The sequence below is a fragment of the Sulfitobacter sp. S190 genome (assembly GCF_025141935.1).
Lineage (GTDB): Bacteria > Pseudomonadota > Alphaproteobacteria > Rhodobacterales > Rhodobacteraceae > Sulfitobacter.
Window position 1 is genome coordinate 3,376,241 of sequence record NZ_CP081120.1, and the last position, 18,010, is coordinate 3,394,250.

Annotated in this window: 16 protein-coding genes; 9 read left to right on the forward strand and 7 right to left on the reverse strand. The window is 60.3% G+C overall.

Features of this window, described 5'->3' with window-relative positions; translation table 11 throughout:
* Positions 1 to 17: 17 nt before the first annotated feature.
* The gene (locus K3756_RS16790; RefSeq protein WP_259989386.1) at positions 18 to 923 is read right to left on the reverse strand and encodes a CPBP family intramembrane glutamic endopeptidase; all 906 of its coding nucleotides are present in this window, start codon (positions 921 to 923) and stop codon (positions 18 to 20) included.
* A complete protein-coding gene (locus K3756_RS16795; RefSeq protein ID WP_259989388.1) occupies positions 920 to 4,018 on the reverse strand; it encodes an ABC transporter transmembrane domain-containing protein in 3,099 nt (1,032 codons plus the stop codon). Before K3756_RS16795 ends, K3756_RS16790 begins: the two co-directional genes overlap by 4 nt.
* A gap of 141 nt (positions 4,019 to 4,159) precedes the next feature.
* On the opposite strand from K3756_RS16795, the gene ilvD reads away from it, so the two are divergent.
* From ilvD to K3756_RS16820, 5 genes are all read left to right on the forward strand, one after another.
* Entirely contained in the window at positions 4,160 to 5,926 is a 1,767-nt protein-coding gene (gene ilvD / locus K3756_RS16800; protein WP_259989390.1) for a dihydroxy-acid dehydratase, read from the forward strand.
* Positions 5,927 to 6,065: 139 nt separating this feature from the next.
* Positions 6,066 to 6,515 carry a hypothetical protein gene (locus tag K3756_RS16805; protein WP_259989392.1) on the forward strand — a complete coding sequence of 150 codons (450 nt, stop codon included), beginning with the start codon at positions 6,066 to 6,068 and terminating at the stop codon, positions 6,513 to 6,515.
* Between the two features lie 123 nt (positions 6,516 to 6,638).
* Positions 6,639 to 7,412: a DUF6478 family protein gene (locus K3756_RS16810; protein WP_259989394.1), complete on the forward strand. Its 774-nt coding sequence runs from the start codon at positions 6,639 to 6,641 to the stop codon at positions 7,410 to 7,412.
* A gap of 12 nt (positions 7,413 to 7,424) precedes the next feature.
* Positions 7,425 to 7,793: a hypothetical protein gene (locus K3756_RS16815; RefSeq protein WP_259989396.1), complete on the forward strand. Its 369-nt coding sequence runs from the start codon at positions 7,425 to 7,427 to the stop codon at positions 7,791 to 7,793.
* On the forward strand, positions 7,780 to 8,499 hold the full coding sequence (locus K3756_RS16820) for a hypothetical protein (RefSeq protein ID WP_259989398.1): 720 nt from the start codon (positions 7,780 to 7,782) through the stop codon (positions 8,497 to 8,499). The genes K3756_RS16815 and K3756_RS16820 overlap by 14 nt, the downstream gene beginning before the upstream one ends.
* A gap of 71 nt (positions 8,500 to 8,570) precedes the next feature.
* Here K3756_RS16820 and K3756_RS16825 read toward each other — a convergent pair whose 3' ends face one another.
* The 3 genes from K3756_RS16825 to gpmI are packed head-to-tail and all read right to left on the reverse strand — an operon-like array spanning position 8,571 to position 12,556.
* The gene (locus tag K3756_RS16825) at positions 8,571 to 9,905 is read right to left on the reverse strand and encodes a S41 family peptidase (protein ID WP_259989400.1); all 1,335 of its coding nucleotides are present in this window, start codon (positions 9,903 to 9,905) and stop codon (positions 8,571 to 8,573) included.
* Complete coding sequence (locus tag K3756_RS16830; RefSeq protein WP_409202408.1) at positions 9,906 to 11,042, reverse strand: murein hydrolase activator EnvC family protein; 1,137 nt, start codon at positions 11,040 to 11,042, stop codon at positions 9,906 to 9,908.
* A complete protein-coding gene (gene gpmI, locus K3756_RS16835) occupies positions 11,039 to 12,556 on the reverse strand; it encodes a 2,3-bisphosphoglycerate-independent phosphoglycerate mutase (protein ID WP_259989402.1) in 1,518 nt (505 codons plus the stop codon). The genes K3756_RS16830 and gpmI overlap by 4 nt, the downstream gene beginning before the upstream one ends.
* Positions 12,557 to 12,711: 155 nt before the next feature.
* Between gpmI and K3756_RS16840 the strand changes: the two genes are divergently transcribed.
* From K3756_RS16840 to K3756_RS16855, 4 genes are all read left to right on the forward strand, one after another.
* Positions 12,712 to 12,891 (forward strand): zinc-finger domain-containing protein, encoded by a 180-nt coding sequence (locus K3756_RS16840; RefSeq protein WP_259989404.1) that lies wholly within the window; start codon positions 12,712 to 12,714, stop codon positions 12,889 to 12,891.
* A gap of 53 nt (positions 12,892 to 12,944) precedes the next feature.
* On the forward strand, positions 12,945 to 13,523 hold the full coding sequence (locus K3756_RS16845) for a DUF2459 domain-containing protein (protein WP_259989406.1): 579 nt from the start codon (positions 12,945 to 12,947) through the stop codon (positions 13,521 to 13,523).
* A 69-nt stretch (positions 13,524 to 13,592) separates the two neighbouring features.
* Positions 13,593 to 16,385: a DNA polymerase I gene (polA, locus tag K3756_RS16850; protein ID WP_259989409.1), complete on the forward strand. Its 2,793-nt coding sequence runs from the start codon at positions 13,593 to 13,595 to the stop codon at positions 16,383 to 16,385.
* Positions 16,386 to 16,390: 5 nt separating this feature from the next.
* Positions 16,391 to 17,020, forward strand: coding sequence for a glutathione S-transferase (locus tag K3756_RS16855; RefSeq protein ID WP_259989411.1), 630 nt, complete (start codon positions 16,391 to 16,393; stop codon positions 17,018 to 17,020).
* 6 nt (positions 17,021 to 17,026) lie between these two features.
* Here K3756_RS16855 and K3756_RS16860 read toward each other — a convergent pair whose 3' ends face one another.
* Positions 17,027 to 17,254 carry a DUF2798 domain-containing protein gene (locus tag K3756_RS16860; protein WP_259989413.1) on the reverse strand — a complete coding sequence of 76 codons (228 nt, stop codon included), beginning with the start codon at positions 17,252 to 17,254 and terminating at the stop codon, positions 17,027 to 17,029.
* On the reverse strand, positions 17,251 to 18,006 hold the full coding sequence (locus K3756_RS16865) for a hydroxypyruvate isomerase family protein (protein ID WP_259989415.1): 756 nt from the start codon (positions 18,004 to 18,006) through the stop codon (positions 17,251 to 17,253). The genes K3756_RS16860 and K3756_RS16865 overlap by 4 nt, the downstream gene beginning before the upstream one ends.
* Positions 18,007 to 18,010: the final 4 nt, after the last annotated feature.

Consider the following 18,010-nt stretch of genomic DNA (forward strand, 5'->3'; position numbering starts at 1 on the left):
TGCGTCAGGAAATGCAATCAACGGCGCAGGGCCAGACGCGCGCCAAGCCAGAACACGACCATCATGGCAAAATCCACCGGCAACCACGCCCGCAACGCTTCCTCGTCACCCAGACCGAAAGGCGCAAGGAAAAGAGCAAGACCTGACAGGCTGTCGGGAACCGAAGTGATGAGCATTGCCACGACGTTGTTCAAAAAGTGCACAACGAGCGCAGGCCCCAAACTGCCGGCGCGCGCGGTGAGGTCTGCCATCAGCATGCCGAACATTCCCGCCCACAAGGTGATGAGCAGCGCATTGGATCCCGCTTCCGATGGTTGGTAATGGCCGATCGCAAACAGCGCCGAGGGCACGACCATCCAGATCAACGGAGAAGAAAACCGCGCGGCAAGCTGTTGCTGCAAGAACCCCCGAAACAGAACCTCCTCGGCGCTGATCTGCACAAAAACCGCAAGCAACGATATCGGCAGCAATGTCGCCCAAAGCCCCGGCGCCATGTTCGGCGTCAGCGGCCCCCCCATGTCATAGGGCGGCAAAACGGCCAGGGCGATCATCAGAACCAGCAAGACAACAAAGACCCGTGCCATCTGCGGCAGCAGAAGATCGAGACGCCCCAAAACGCTGATCCCTGCGCGGCGGTGCACGGTTTGCGTGACAAACACCACTGCTGCGGTAATCAGGCCAAAGCTGAACAGGATCCAGTACATTGCCTGCGGTGTGCTGCCTGTTTCAAGCGTTTCGAGGGCGGCAAAATCGCCAGCAGCCCACAGGAATAGGAACTGCTGATACACGATGCCCAGCAACAGATAGAGCACGACCATCGCGGCAAGCCCCAACACTGTGCGCCAAAGCTCGGAAGTTGGCAGGGCCACGCCGTAGTGGGCAGGATGCGCGGCATAACCTGCATAGGACCGCGCGTCGGTCACAGTGACCCCTCGTCAGGATCAATGGGCGGAAGGGGCGGCCCCATTTCACGCGGCACTTCGATACCCGAGCTGCGGATCAATTCGGCCGCCCCCGATAGATGACCCGCAACCGTCCGCAGCAAACTCATTAGAACCTCCCGGTCATTTTCGACAACCGAGCGGAACTGCTCGGCTCCGATGCGCAGGAAGGTCGTGTGCTCCAAAGTATCCAGATCAACTTGGCGCGGTTCGCGCACAATGATGGCGAGATCCCCGATGACGCGACCGGGCTCGACCGTGGAAATATGCTGCCGGTCGCCGTTGGCATCAAGGAACGTCAATTCGGCAAGACCTGACAGGCACAGATAAACCGCATCGGCCTGCTGACCCTCGCTGAAGATGCGCGTGCCGGGCTGCGCTTCGTACCATTGCGCGGCAAAGGCCAGCAGCCGCTGGCTGCGCGCATCCAGATTGTGAAACAGCTCCGCCCGCTGGATGGCACCGAGCTTGCGTCGCAAATCCGCCGAAGCGGTCTGTTCCGTGCCGTGACGTTCCGACTTTTCAACACCGTCCACCTGCCCATGCATGATCTCAACGTACATGTCATAGGTGTCAGTTTCATCGAACCGTTCGTTGAGAAAGATCAGCGTCGTGTCGGGGAGCAAATTGCGCAGGCGCTGGCGCGTCACTGCCAGTTCACTGCCCGCGAGAGCCTGATCAAAGATCAGAACATCCGGTTTCTTGATCGTTGCGCGGCTGAATGCGGCGCGTTCGTGCACCACCTGCGGCAGGTTCGCACCACCGATTGTCGTGCGCACGTCAAACACGTTCGTCGCGACCGGCTGGCGCAGATCATGGGCCCGTAGAATGTCCGATACCGCATCGACAATAAGGTCTGTCTGCACGCCTGCGATGCTCGACACACGGCCATAGATCAGGTTTTCCAAAAGGGTCAGGCGCGGCAGATAGTTGCCCGGATCAATCGGCACGAACATCTCTTGCGCACGCTCGCGCAAGGCGGCAGCACGGCTGCGACGGATGTTGAGAATTTCTTCCTTGAAGCTTTCGGGGAAGGCCGGGCCGATCTGCTCTGCGGTAAAGGCAAAAGGAACGGTGAGAAGAAGTGCAAATTCTTCTTCGTCCAGCGAACCATCTCCCTTGTCCCTGCGCCGCTGCGCGATATCCACCAGCTTTTCGTAGAGTTCTTCATCGATCCCGAGCGCCGTAAAAAGCGGATGACTGGTGCCATCGCGCCCGAATGTTTCGTGCAGGGTTTCAACCAGCGTTTGCGAAATGGCGATGGCCTGTTCGGCCAATCCCTGTTCGATGATCATCGACAAGAACGCTTTTTCGGCCGCCAGACCCTGCTGGCTGATGTCCCGCCTCGGTGCCGCGAACATCAGGTTGCCCCCCAGCGGGACCGCCGGGTTGAAGGCATCGGGGTCGAAACGGTAGATCGCCTTGTCCAGCCCCTCTTCGGCCAAACGCTCGGCCACTTCGTCGCGCAGGCCGACGATCTTCATTGCCAGCTCAGGGTGTCGGCCGGGATCCATCCGCGAACCCAGCATCGCACGGAACATCTGCTCGTCCGTGCCCAGCGTGCGGGACAGCTCGAACCACCACTTGTTGATGTCGTCCCGCGTTGCCAGTCCGGCAAGCTCGGGATCGAGCCACTCGGCCTTCAGGCTGTCGCGGCTGTTGCCCGAACGCTCCGCTTCGATCCCGTCGCGGTCACGGTGGTTGGGATCCCACAAAACGGTCTTGGGGCTGGTACGCAATGACATCAAGAGATTGTCGCCAACGGTACCGCTGAAAAGATAGGGCTGCGGCTGCACATAGCCGATCCGCGCGGCAATCACCGTTTGATGCAGGGTCGCGATATCGTGGCCCGCCATCCGCACACTGCCACGGGCAGGGATCACTTCGCGGGTCAGCAGTTCGGCCACTGCGCGCCGTTCCGATTGGGTCGACGCCTTGATCGCGACCTGCGCACCGGAAGGGATTTCGAGACTAAAGCCATCGAGCACGGCGTTTCCGTCGGCATTTCGCACAGTGACGGTGTCGATTTCGATCCGTCCCTTGAGGTGCGGTATCTCCTCGGGGCTGCCCACAAACAGGCTCTCGTCGATCATCCCGCGCGGGGCAAAACGCTCAACCACCACGTCCCAGCGCAGCGCCATATCCTGTGTCTGGTTGTAATAGGCAAGCAGTTCCTTCCAAGGGCTGCTGAGGTCCTTGTATGCTGCAAGTGCCGCGACAAGTGCACCCACCGTGATTTCGCCGCGGATGGCGAGAATGCCGCCGACGAGATAGAAAAAGAAGGGCGTCAGCTGTGTGATGAAGTTGTTGAGAAACTTCATGAAGAACTTTTTCTGGTAAATCTTGAACCGGATGTTGAACAGAATACCCAACCGGTCGGTGAAGCCCGCCAACCGGAACCGCCAACCGCCATTGGTGCGCAAATCGGTAATGCCCGCGGCCGTCTCTCCGATCTCCGCTGACAGATGCCGGACTTCCTTGATCCGCTCTTTGTTGAGCAGATTGATCTGCCGTTGCAGCATGGGAATGATGTAGGCCTGCAACGGGATCAGCGCGATACCGGCCAGACCGAACCAGACCGACTGCAGGAACAAGAAGACCACGATGATGAGCATCTGGCCTGCCTGAAATACCGGCTGCGCAATAAAATCGCCCATCAGGCCGCCCATGGGTTCGGCTTCGGAGGTCACCATGCTGACCATTTCGCCCTGGCTGGTGGTTTCGAAATACCGTTTGGGGAACCGCATCATCCGGCCAACCAGCTTGTAGCGGAAACGTCGCAACATGCGCTCGGCCAGAACACCCTTCATGGTATTGAGCCGCATCTTCAAAAGCCCGTGGACCAGCACCGCACCCAGATAGCCAAAGCACAGGGCGGCCAGAAACTGGATCTGGCTCATCTCGTAGCCGAGTATCTCGATACTGTCGGATTCCGCGCCAATGGCATCGTTGATGATACGCTTGGGCAACTCGAGCGTGGCGTACAAAAAGGGAAACGTGAAAAGGGTAAAGGCCAACAGGCCCAACTGCTCGCGCTTGGAGTATTTCCAGATAAAGGCAAACAGGCTGCGTTCCATGGCGCGACTTTCATCTGACAGGGCCTGTCGCAACTTAGAGTTTCGCACAGTGGTTTACAACGTGCCACAGGCGCAGGACGCTTGCAGCAAACGCAATGCGCCAGTATTGCGGTAACAAACCAGATCGCCAGGGAGCTACCGATGTCCACCAACGCCCGTTTCGACAAGTCCAGATTGCCCAGCCGCCATGTCACCGAAGGCCCCGCGCGCGCACCGCACCGGTCTTACTATTATGCGATGGGCATGACCGAAACAGAGATTCACCAGCCTCTGGTCGGCGTTGCGACCTGCTGGAACGAAGCGGCACCCTGCAACATCGCGCTAAACAGGCAGGCCCAATCGGTCAAGGTCGGTGTGGCCAATAACGAAGGAACACCGCGCGAGTTCACCACAATCACCGTCACCGACGGCATCGCGATGGGCCACGAAGGCATGCGGTCCTCACTTGCGTCGCGTGAGGCGATTGCCGACACGGTCGAGTTGACAATGCGCGGTCACTGCTATGACGCGCTTGTCGGGCTGGCCGGCTGTGACAAATCGCTCCCCGGTATGATGATGGCCATGCTGCGTCTGAATGTGCCTTCGGTCTTTATGTATGGTGGCTCCATCCTTCCGGGCAAAGCGCCCAAAGGTGCCGATGTGCCCGAAGGGTTTGCCGACCGCGATCTGACGGTTCAGGACATGTTCGAGGCGGTCGGCAATTTCCAGAATGGCACGATGTCCGAAGCGGCACTCGAGGTGCTTGAACGGGTGGCGTGCCCGTCCGCGGGCGCGTGCGGCGGCCAGTTCACCGCCAACACGATGGCTTGCGTCTCCGAGGCGATCGGCCTCGCCCTGCCGAATTCTTCCGGAGCGCCCGCCCCTTACGAAAGCCGCGACGAATACGCCCGCGCATCGGGTGCGGCCGTCATGAACCTGATCGAAAAGAACATCCGCGCCCGCGACATCTGCACTCGTGAAGCATTTGAAAATGCGGCGCGTATCGTGGCTTGCACAGGCGGCTCGACCAACGCGGGCCTGCACCTGCCCGCCATGGCCCACGAGGCCGGCATCGAATTCTTCCTCGAAGATGTCTGCGATATTTTCCGTGACACGCCCTACTTCGTCGACATGAAGCCCGGTGGCCAATACGTCGCCAAGGACCTTTACGAAGCGGGCGGGGTGCCGGTTGTGATGCGCGAATTGCGCAAGGCCGGCCTGATCCACGAAGACTGCATGACCGTCACCGGCTACTCGATGGGCGAAGAGCTGGACAAGATCGAGCGCGAAGCAGACGGCAAGGTCATCCATTCTGTCAAAACGCCCCTGTCGACCACCGGCGGTGTCGTTGGCCTGAAAGGCAATCTCGCCCCCGAAGGTGCGATCGTGAAGATCGCGGGTATGGGCGAAGAAGACATCGTGTTTACCGGCCCGGCGCTCATCTTCGAATGTGAACAGGACGCGTTTGAAGCGGTGCAGAACCGCACGTATTCCGAAGGCGATGTATTTGTCATCCGCAATGAGGGTCCGCGTGGCGGCCCCGGTATGCGCGAGATGCTGGCCACCACGGCGGCGCTTTCGGGTCAGGGTATGGGCAAGAAGGTCGCGCTGATTACTGACGGTCGGTTCTCCGGCGCCACGCGCGGCTTCTGTGTCGGCCACGTGGGACCGGAGGCTGCGATGGGCGGCCCGATCGGCCTGCTGAAGAACGGCGACATGATCACGATCGATGCGATCACCGGCTCCATCTCTGTCGACCTGAGCGATGACGAACTTGCCGCGCGCAAGGCCGATTGGAAGGGCCCGCGGGAGACAAACTATGCCTCCGGTGCGCTGTGGAAGTACGCCCAGTTGGTCGGACCGACCTATCTTGGCGCGGTCACGCATCCGGGTGCTGCGAAAGAAACGCATGACTACATGGAGCTGTAAGGCGCTTGGCGGGCTCGTTGCTGCAGTTTTCCTGAGCGCCTGTGAGCCGGGCGCCGGCACGCCCGGTTTTCTTTCTGGGCTTGCCTTACCTTCAGGGGCACAGACGCCTGCCAAACCGCCATTGACACAGGCCCGCATGATGGGCGGGGATATTGCATTGGTCCCGCCGGACGGGTTCTGCATCGATCCTCAAACCCTGCGGCAGGAGTTCGCATTGCTGGCCCGCTGTGACGTACTCGGCGCGCCCACAGGGGCCGCCGGAGCGCCGCTGGGTGTCATGACGCTGAGCCTGACGCGGGTGGGGCGCAATGCACGGCAGCCCACGCCGCTGGAAATCAGTGCGGCTGCCGGTGTGTCGGCCCCCGCGGACGTGGTCACAAAGGGAGATGTTGTCCTTTACAAGACACGCGGCACGCCCCCTGTCGATGGCATGGACACAGCACATTGGCGCGCGTTGTCGCAGGTGGGCACTGTGGTGATGGGTGCTGCGTTTTACGGGCCAACGAACGGGCGCGCAGTTTCGGCCGAAGGCGCGCTCATGATCCGCCGCATGTTCGCCGCAACCGCCGCGAAATCAGCGGCTGAATGATCTGCGCCGCTTGCGCGATCCCCTCGCAAAATGCAATTGTGACCCAAAGGCGCAGGCCCGTTCAGTTGATCGAAACCACCGGGCTGGCATAAAACAACGCACGACAGGCAACAGGGCTCGGGCATGGCCAAAATCGGCAGCAGCATTTTCGACAGCGCGTTCTACGCACGCACACTCGCAAAGTGGGCGCGTGTCGCGCGGCTGGCGCGGGCATCCGATCTGGCAGCTTTACGCCGCCAGCGCCTGCGCGCACGACAGCTCAAGGCGCATCTCGACGAGTTGATCCATGTCGCGGACGAGCGGTTGGCCTTACCGCTTGTCGGCTCCAGCAGCTTCCCCAAACCACACAACGCCGACTGGGCATGGCGCCCTGAATTGTGGCGCGGCCCCTTGCCGAAGCCAGGTATCAGCAGCGTGCAGACCCGCTCGATGCTGGGCGACGAAGTAACGCTCTTTCACGATTGCGCCTATTCCGAACTGACCCTGCGCCAATTGCGCAATTTGCGTGAAGAGGATCTTGCGCCCTACGGATTGCGCATGGACGTCTTCCGGTTTGACGGATCATTCCTGTCGCTGGTGCTGGATTTGCCGACGGACGGGGTGACCGGTCTGAAAAAATCACACCTGGTGCGAATGGACGCGATCATCGAGCTCGAAAAACCGATCGAGATCTTTGCGCGGCTGAACATCAAAAATGGCCCGAACACAGAACAGCTGGTCCGCGAGCTGCCCATGAACGCACCGCAGGTGACGGTTGAATTCGATCTCGCCTATTCGAACCTGAATGAACGCCGTGTCGAAAGCGCTTGGATCGATCTGATATTCGAGGGCCCCGAGATGAACGAGGTGACCCTGCGCGATCTGACATTCTCGCGCCGGCCACGTGCCCAGATCTGAGGAGCCGGTTGAATGACAGATCTGACATTGACGAAAACGCAGATGCGGCAAGGCCTTTGGGAAGGTGTGCTGACCGGTTCGGCCGATACGCCGAAGCTGAAGGTAAGCCATGCGGGGCGGGCCGTGGATGGCGTGCAGATCGCGGCCATGGAGAACGATGCCGGCTTTGCCGTCCAAATCCCGATCCCTGCGGAAGCGATTGCCGATGGGATGCAAACCATCGTCATTGCGGATGCGTCATCCGATGACCAGATCGGCGCGATCACCTTGATGGCGGGCGAAGCACTCGCCGATGATATGCGCGTCGAAGTCGACCTGCTGCGCGCCGAACTCGACATGCTGAAACGGGCCTTTCGCCGCCACTGTCTTGAAACAGATTGACGACCGCGCCCTGATCGGCGCGCGCAACAACGCCGATCTTTATGAGGCCGTGTTCCGGGCACACGGACTACGCTTTCGGCGACCGCCACACGCGTTCTTCGCAGTGGACAAACCCCCACCCTATTACGCAACCGTCTCTCTGACCGCGCCGATCGATCCGGGTTCCTTTCTCGCTGAGCTTGCGGACACAGCATCGCTGCATGGGCGGACCCTTACGGTCAAAGACAGCTTTGACCAGCTTGATCTTGGTCCTTTCGGTTTTGAGCGGCTGTTCACCTCACAGTGGATTTATAGACGAGCGCAACCTGTTGCGTTACCCGACGGATGGCGCCTTATTGCGGATGCAGATGAATTGCGCGCATGGGAAGCGGGGTGGCGCGGGAGCCCGCTGGACACAGACGCGATGTTCCCGCCCAATCTGTTGGACCTCGCCGATATCCGGTTTTTGGGCCGGGCAAACGATGGGAACTTCAGAGCCGGTTGCATCGCGAATTTGTCGGCGGATTGCATCGGTCTGTCCAACGTTTTTGACACGGACAAAAGCCCGGAAATGTTTGCCGAAGCGGCATTGGCGGCAGGATCGTTGGATGGAAATCGCCCGGTTGTCGGATACGAGCGCGCAGACACTCTCGATTCTGCACGGCGCATTGGTTTCGATGCCGTCGGCCCGCTCACTGTCTGGTCCAGCAGCAATGCCCAGTTCTAGGGGCGTTCTGCCTCAAAAGAAAAGGCCGCCCCGGTCCGGAGCGGCCTTTTCCTAGTCTATCCAGCGAAAATTTACTCGCGCGGGCCCAGAGCGGTCAGACCTTTGAGAATATCGATGGCGTAGGCCAGTTGATAATCCTCTTCGCGCAACTCGGCAGCTTGATCCGCCTTGGCGCGATCCGCTTCGATCTGCTGGATTTCGTCTTCGGTCAGGCTGTCGTTATTCAGGCTGCCGCGCAGATCCGCTTCCGAGCGGGACGGACGCAGCGCCGATTCTTCCTCTTCGACTTCCGGCCGGCGCTGCGGTTGGGCAACCACGATATCGGGGGACACGCCCAGCGACTGGATTGAGCGGCCGGATGGGGTGTAATACCGCGCTGTCGTCAGGCGCATGGCACCCTGGCTGCGCAGCGGCATGACCGTCTGCACCGACCCTTTACCAAAGCTCTTTGTGCCGATCACGATAGCACGGCGATGATCTTGCAATGCCCCGGCAACAATCTCGGACGCCGATGCCGAGCCACCATTGATTAGAACAACGATCGGCTTGCCTTCGGCCAGATCACCGGGTTTGGCGTTGAAGCGGTCGCCGTCCTCGGCCTGACGGCCACGGGTGCTCACAATTTCGCCTTCCTCGAGGAAAGCATCGGACACGGCAATCGCCTGATTGAGCAATCCGCCGGGATTGTTGCGCATGTCGATGACAACGCCGTTCACATTGTCCATACCGCCCAGCGCTTCGACCTGCTTTTCCAGACCTTCCTTCATCTTCGGATAGGTCTGCTCATTGAAGGTGGTCAGACGTAGGACCACGCTGTCGCCTTCCACGCGGCTGCGCACGGCGGTCAACTGGATCGTGTCGCGCACGATCGAGACATCAAACGGTTCCGCTTCGCCCTCGCGGACCACGGTGATGATGATTTCGGACCCGACCGGCCCGCGCATCAGTTCGACCGCATCGTCCAGCACCAGCCCCAACAGGCTCTCGCCGTCCACATGGGTGATGAAATCACCCGCTTCGATACCCGCTTCGTCGGCGGGTGTGCCATCGATCGGGCTGACAACTTTTACAAAGCCCTCTTCCTGCGTCACCTCGATGCCCAGACCGCCGAATTCGCCACGGGTCTGTTCGCGCATCTTGGTCGCGTCCTTGGGCGACAGATAGCTGGAATGCGGGTCGAGCGATGTCAGCATTCCGTCAATCGCCGCCTCGATCAGCTCACCGCTGTCGACCTCTTCCACATATTGGGCACGGATACGTTCAAAGATGTCCCCGAACAGGTCCAGTTGTTCGTAAACATTCGATGTCCGTTCGGCTTCCTGCGCCAACAACGGTCCCACGATCTGCGTTGTGGCCACAACGGAGGCAAATGTGCCGCCCAGTGCTGCCATGACAAATTTCTTCATCTACTCACCATCCTTATCGGTTCTGAACCAGGCTTCGGGGTCCTGGGGAACGTTATCCTGTCTTACTTCCATATAGAGCGTTTCTGAACGCGCAGCGCCAGTGCCATCACCATCTGTTGACAATTCCCCGCCGACCGCTCCTCCCATGAGGCCCAGCGGGGTTTGCGCCGCAATCACCTGTCCTGCAGAACCATAGACCGTCTCCAGCCCTGCCAGCACGAACAACGTGTCCGCCCGCGGCTCAAGGATAATGACATTGCCAAAATCAAGCAGCGGCCCCGTGTACCTGATCGTTGCGGCAGTGGGCGATGTGACAATCGAGCGCGGGCGCGTCGCGATCAGGATACCGGGGCGCGCGATGCCAGCGGCGTCGGGCTCGTTCATGCCGCGCAAAACAATCCCCTGCACCGGCAGACCAATCGTGCCGATCTCGGCGGCTATGGAAACGGGCGTTTCCACGGAAAGGTTCTCTTCGGCCACGATTTCCGACAGTCCTGATGCAAATCCCTCGAGCGTTTCGGTCGACGCAATCAGGATCGCTGTCGAAACCGGATCTTCTGTGAAACGCCTGGGCAGATCCGTACGGTTCGCCATTGCCTGATTGAGCGCGGTGCGCGCGGCCTGTATTTGGGTCAACCCGTTGCGCAGGCGTTCGGCGGCATCGGTCTGCAGGATACGAAGGGTCTGCACGTCGTCCAGATCCTCGCGCAACTGGTCTGCGCGGGTGTTGAGCGCCGGTGTCAGTTCCGCGAGCAGAAGCCCCGCGCGGGCCGTGCCTGTCGGACCGTCAGGATGCAGAAAGCTGGTCGGGTTTCCGGTGGCGCTGATGCTTTGAAGCACGGCAAGCAGTTGCGCCACTTCTTCTTCGCGGGCCTGCAGGCGTTTGCTGAGTTGACGCTCCCGGATCGCCGCCTGACGCAGGCCGGTCCGCATCGCGGCAAGTCCGGTCTCGAAGGCCTGTATCGTCTCTGTCAAAGCGCGGACGCGGTCACGGGCGCCTTCTGCTGCGTCCAGCTGCGCACTCGCATCTTCGAGCAATGCCATCGCCGCCCTCGCTTGTGCGGCGGCATCATTATCCTGTGCACCCAAAGGGCTTGCGCACAGCAGACATAGAAACATGGCTTGCAAGGTTCTCATGACAGCAGGTTCTCTCCGGTCATCTCCTCAGGCACATCAAGCTCCATCAGCCTCAGCAACGTCGGCGCGAGATCGGCCAAACGGCCGTCACGAAGAGCTGCACCTTCGGGCCCGCCAACGATAATCACGGGTACAGGATTGAGCGTGTGGGCCGTATGCGCACCGCCGGTTTCAGGGTCGATCATGGTTTCGCAATTGCCGTGATCCGCACAGACAATCATTGCACCGCCGACGTCCTTCAACGCCTTGACGGCCTGCCCCAGACCTGTGTCGACGGCCTCACATGCAGCGATAGCAGCGTCCAGATCGCCCGTGTGGCCCACCATATCGGGGTTTGCATAATTGACGACGATCAAATCATAGCCAGCTTCGATCGCAGCCACGAAGCGCTCCGTCACTTCGCCCGCAGACATCTCGGGCTGCAAATCATATGTCGCCACGTCCGGAGATTTCGGCATTGTCCGATCTTCGCCCTCTTCGGGCGTTTCCTGCCCCCCGTTCAGAAAGAACGTCACATGGGGGTATTTTTCGGTCTCGGCGAGCCGGAACTGTCGCAATGCTTTTGAAGCGACCCAAGCGCCCAATGTATTTCTGATCTCGGGCTTGGGATACATCGTGGTCATGTAGGCCGCGTGGTCGGACGAATATTCCGCCATCCCCATCACCGCGGCCCAGTCAATCGGGTCCGGGCGGTCAAAGCCGTCGAACTCGGGTGCCGCCAATGCTGCCATGATCTCGCGGGCGCGGTCCGCCCGAAAGTTGAGACAGAAAAAGCCGTCTCCGTCCGCCGCGCCGGTGTAGCCTTCGATCACGGCCGGTTTGACGAATTCGTCGGTTTCTCCCGCATCATAAGCCGCACTCAAAGCGGCCCGCGCGGTGGGGGCAGCTATGCCCTCGGACTTGACGATCGCATCATAGGCTTTTGCGACACGGTCCCAGCGATTGTCGCGGTCCATTGCGAAATAGCGACCGGCGACAGTGCCGATGCGAACACCTTCGGGCAGTGCGTTTTCAAGTGTCTCGAAAAATGCCTCCGCCGACTTTGGCGCAACATCGCGACCGTCGGTCAGTGCATGGATCACCACGGGAATACCGGCTTCATCAAGCGCCTTAACCGCGGCAATCATATGGTTGATATGCCCGTGCACGCCTCCGTCCGACACGACCCCCATCAAATGCGCGGTGCCGCCGGTCCGTTGAAGCGTTTCGACAAACGCGGTCAGCGGCGGGTTCTTGGCAAAACTGCCCTCTTCGATTGCCAGATCTATCTGACCCAGATCCATCGCCACGACCCGCCCGGCGCCGATATTGGTGTGGCCCACTTCGGAATTGCCCATCTGGCCGCGCGGCAACCCCACGTCGGGGCCGAACGTGGTCAGCGTCGCATGCGGATTGTCTGCCATCAGCCCGTCTATCGTGGGCGTTCGGGCCAGTAGCGGCGCGTTGCCTTCACGCGCATCGCTCAGCCCCCAACCGTCGAGGATGCACAGAACAACGGGCTTCGGGGCGGGCATGGGCATCTCTCCGATGGCGGTATTATTGAGTGCCTTTTAACGATTGTAGCCGCTGGCGTGAACCTTTTTTCGGAGGGTTCTGCCCCTTGCGGCGGACGGGGCCTTTGGTCATAACAACACCCATTGGACCGCATGCGCACACAAGGATCTTCAACATGACCGCCCAGATGCCAGAAACACGGATCGTGACGACCAACCGCGTGGCTTGCGACGGCGGTGAAGGCGCATTAGGTCACCCGCGCGTATGGCTGCAAATCCCCGCCGACAAAGGCTATGTCGAATGCGGGTATTGCGATTGCAAATTCATCCTTGAAGGGTTTGAGGGCAAAGTCTGAAGCGGGCTCTCCTTCTGATCGTCACACTGCCGATCCTCTACCTCGGTGCAGCGATGGCCGGGGCCCTCGACTGGGGCGCCCGCACTTCTGATCAGCCGATCGGCAAGAACCCGATCTACCTGCTGAACGGTCCGATACATTATGACTTTGTGCTGCCACTTGATGGGTCGACGCGGGCGGCGATGGCCGAGCTTTTGCCCGATCAGCCCGGTGCCGAGCACCTGATCGTGGGATACGGCGCGCGCACGTTCTATACCACGGTAGGCGGGTATTCGGACGTGACGCCGCAGGCCATTCTGCGCGGAATTTTCGGAGATAGCGCCGTGATGCGCTTGGATGTCGCAGGACCGCTTCCACCGGCACACGGGATGCGAACCCTGTTGCTGAACGATGCCCAATATGCCGATTTGTTGGCAGAAATCGTAGGCAGTTTTGCAAGTTCCGAGCCGGTGCTCATCGCGGGCTTTACACCGACAGACAGGTTTTTTCCCGCCTTTGGACGCTTCAATATCCTGCGGACCTGCAACGTCTGGGTTGGCGATACGCTGCGCGCGGCAGGCGTGCGCTTTGGTCGCTGGACACCCTTGCCGGCGTCCGTCTCCCTGTCCCACCGGCTTTATCACACACGCTGACGCGTCTGCCCTCTGGCAGAGGACCGCGCGGCGTGGCAGAAGGAAGGCCACACCAAGAAGGAGCGCGCAATGGCATTCGGCAAAGGGCACCACCTGCATCTGATCGACGGATCAGCCTTTATCTTTCGGGCCTATCACGCCCTGCCGCCACTGACGCGCAAGTCGGACGGCCTGCCGATTGGTGCGGTATCAGGCTTTTGCAACATGCTGCAGCGTTACGTCGAAGGGAACACCGGCGCAGATGCTCCAACGCACGTCGCGGTGATTTTCGACAAGGGCAGCCACACCTTTCGCAACGACATGTACGACCAGTACAAGGCCAACCGCGAAGCCATGCCCGAAGACCTGCGCCCCCAGATTCCTCTGACCCGGGAGGCGACAATCGCCTTCAACATCGCGTGCGAGGAAATGGAAGGTTTTGAGGCCGACGATATGATTGCGACGCTTGCCGTTCAGGCGCGTGCAGCCGGAGGCCGCTGTACCATTATCAGTTCCGACAAGGACCTGATGCAGTTGGTCGGCGGCGGTGTCGAGATGTACGATGCCATGAAAAACAATCGCATCGACCGCGATGGCGTGCACGAAAAATTCGGTGTCTTCCCCGAAGGCGTTGTCGATGTGCAGGCCTTGGCGGGCGATTCGGTGGACAATGTGCCGGGTGCGCCGGGCATCGGGATCAAGACAGCCGCGCTGCTTATCAACGAATACGGCGATCTGGAAACCCTTCTGGACCGCGCCGAAGAGATCAAGCAGCCCAAGCGCCGCCAAACCCTGATCGAGCATCGCGCACAGATCGAATTGTCGAAACGGCTGGTGCAGCTCGATGAACAGACGCCCCTGAAGTTTACCATCGACGATCTGGAGGTGCGCGAGCCCGATCCGGACAAATTGCTCGCGTTTCTGACAAAGATGGAGTTCCGCACGCTGACCAAGCGCATTGCCGACGCGCTCAAGGTCGAGGCCCCCGCGATACCCGAACCTGCACCGGCGGAAGACGCGCCGCAGGTCGAAGCAGTTCCGTTTGACAAAGCCACCTATACCCGTGTCGGCGATGCCGAGGCGCTGCAGGAGTGGATCGACAAAATCTATGATCGCGGGCATGTGGCCGTCGATACGGAAACCACCGGTCTTGACGAGATGACTGCCGATCTGGTGGGCGTATCCCTTTGCGTGGATGCCGGCGAGGCGTGCTATATCCCGCTCATTCACAAGGCCAACCGCGGCGATGATCTGTTTGGATCCGATGATCTGGCCGAGGGGCAGATGAACACCGAAGACGCGTTGCGGATGCTGACGCCGATGCTCGAGGATCCAACGATCCTGAAGATTGGCCAGAACATGAAGTACGACGCGAAGATCTTTGCCCAGATCGGCATCACGGTCGCGCCTATCGATGACACGATGCTGATGTCCTACGCCCAACACGCAGGATTGCACGGTCACGGCATGGACACCCTGTCTGAGCGATACCTCAACCACACACCAATTCCGATCAAACCGCTTCTGGGAACCGGAAAATCGGCCATCACCTTTGACAAGGTTCCGTTGGAAGACGCGGTGCCTTATGCCGCCGAGGATGCGGATATCACGATGCGGCTGTGGCAGACGTTGAAGCCGGGGCTGCACCGCGCACAGACGACGCGGGTGTACGAAACGCTCGAACGTCCCCTTGTCCCGGTTCTCGCAGCGATGGAGCGTTCGGGGGTCAAGGTTGACCGCGACACGCTGAGCCGCATGTCGAATGCGTTTGCCCAGAAGATGGCCGGTCTGGAAGACGAAATTCATACACTCGCAGGCCGCAGCTTTAATGTCGGCTCTCCCAAGCAGTTGGGTGAAATCCTGTTTGACGAAATGGGCATTGAAGGCGGCAAGAAAGGCAAGACAGGAGCCTATGCGACAGGCGCCGACGTGCTAGAGGATTTGGCGACGGAGCATGATCTGCCCGCGCGCGTGCTTGACTGGCGTCAGCTGTCGAAGCTGAAATCGACCTATACGGACGCCTTGCAAGATCACATCAATGCCGACACGGGCCGCGTTCACACGTCTTATTCGATCACCGGCGCGTCGACAGGCCGGCTCGCGTCAACCGACCCCAATCTCCAGAACATCCCGATCCGCACCGAAGAAGGCCGCCGCATCCGCGAAGCCTTTGTGGCGGAAGAAGGCAAAACGCTTGTTGCATTGGACTACAGCCAGATCGAGCTGCGCCTGCTGGCGCATATTGCCGATATCCCCGCGCTTAAGCAGGCGTTCGCGGAGGGGCAGGACATCCACGCCATGACCGCATCGGAAATGTTCGATGTACCGCTCGATGAAATGACATCGGACATCCGCCGACAGGCCAAGGCGATCAATTTCGGGGTGATCTACGGCATTTCCGGCTTCGGGCTGGCCCGCAACCTGCGTATCCCGCGCGCCGAAGCGCAAGGATTTATCGACCGCTATTTCGAACGGTTTCCCGGCATTCGCACCTACATGGACGACACCAAGGCTTTCGCCAAGGAACACGGGTTCGTGCAAACGCTGTTCGGGCGCAATATCCACACACCGGAAATTGCTTCAAAAGGACCGCGTGCCGGATTTGCCGCGCGCGCCGCGATCAACGCGCCCATCCAAGGTACCGCCGCGGACGTCATCCGCCGGGCGATGGTGCGGATGCCCGACGCCATCGCCGAACTTCCCGCGACAATGTTGCTGCAGGTCCATGACGAGCTGCTCTTCGAAGTCGAGGCAGGCGCAGAGGAAGACCTGATCTCCACGGCACGCGCCGTCATGGAAAACGCCTCCGACCCGGTGGTAAAGCTGGACGTGAAATTGTCGGTCGATGCAGGCACGGGTCAAAACTGGGCGCAAGCGCACTGACCCGCATGCCCGACCCGATCCTCTACAGCTTTCGCCGGTGTCCTTACGCGATGCGGGCGCGACTGGCGATTGCGCAAGCAGGGCTGCCAGTGGCCCTGCGCGAAGTGGTACTGCGGGACAAACCGGCAGCATTTCTGGAGGCCTCCCCAAGCCACACGGTGCCCTGCCTTGTTCACGGACCAAATGTCATCGACGAAAGCCTCGACATCATGTTCTGGGCATTGGGGCAAAATGATCCCGACGGGTGGTTGATCATGCCGGATACGGGGCGCGCCTGGATCGCGCGGGCGGATGGGCCGTTCAAACACGCGCTCGACCGGACAAAATACGCGACCCGCTATCCGGAGGAAAACGCCGCGGAGCATCGTGCCAGCGCGATGACATTCCTGTTCGAACTTGAACGCCAAATCGACACCTGGATATTTGGGCGGCCGACGGTCGCGGATTTCGCGATCCTGCCGTTTGTCCGCCAGTTCGCATTCATCGATAAAGAGTGGTTTGACGCTCAACCGCTGCCAAAGGTGCAGCGCTGGTTAGACCAATTTCTGCACAGCCATGATTTTGCGCGGATCATGCACAAATACCCGCAATGGGCCCCCGGCGATGCGATCACCAAATTCCCACCGACCGGCTAAACCTACTCAGGGGTGACGCACCAGCAGCGCCACCAATTTACGTGTCAGCGGTGCGACGATCAACACGACAGGAAACGCGACGGCCCAGCTTGTGAGCCACGCGCCGAACCAGTTGCCAGCAAAGCCGTCAGTCAATCCGATTGCCCGCAGGGTCGCAATGCCGGACACGATGAATGACATCAGCCCCGACAATAAAAATCCGAACAGGATCGGGGCGAAACGGGCCGGGATCATAGCGCTTCCATCCAGCCAAGTGTGTCCTCGGTTTCGGTGCCGGGCGTGTATTCACCGCTGACATACCCAGCGTAGCCATGCGCCCGCATCGCTTCGAACAACGCGGCAAAATCGACGGTTCCCGTGCCGGGTGCACTACGGTCGGGGGCATCGCCCAACTGCACATGGCCAATGATTTCGCGGAACCGCTCGTAGGTTTCGGCCGCGTTGCCATGGATCATCTGCGCGTGAAAGCTGTCGAATTGCAGCGCGAGGTTCGGCGCGCCCACCTGGGCGATTATGTCTGCGGCGAGTTCATAGTCGTTCAGGAAATATCCCGGCTGCGCCACGTCGCACAGCGGTTCAATCGTCAGGGTGATGCCGTCGGGTGCCTCGGCACAGGCGCGGCGCAAGTTATCGGTCATCGTTTGCTGCGCGGTCTCTCCCCGCCCCGGTCCCGCCATGACGTGGATCATCGGGACACCGAATTCACCGGCAAACCGAAAGCTGCGGCGCATGTCACGGTCGAACCGGTCGACCACATCAGGATCGGCTGCAAACCCTTGCGGCCCTCCGGTAAAATTCGGCGGGGGCGCGTTGATGAGCACAAGCTTCAGCCCCCCTCTCAAGAGCGCGCGTTTGAGATCCCGCGCTGGCTGGTCGTAGGGAAACAGCACTTCAACCGCACCAAAACCGGCGGTCGACGCAGCATCCAGTCGATCAAGGAAGGGCAGTTCAGGCCAAAGATGGCTGACATTTGCGGCAGGGATCATGGTT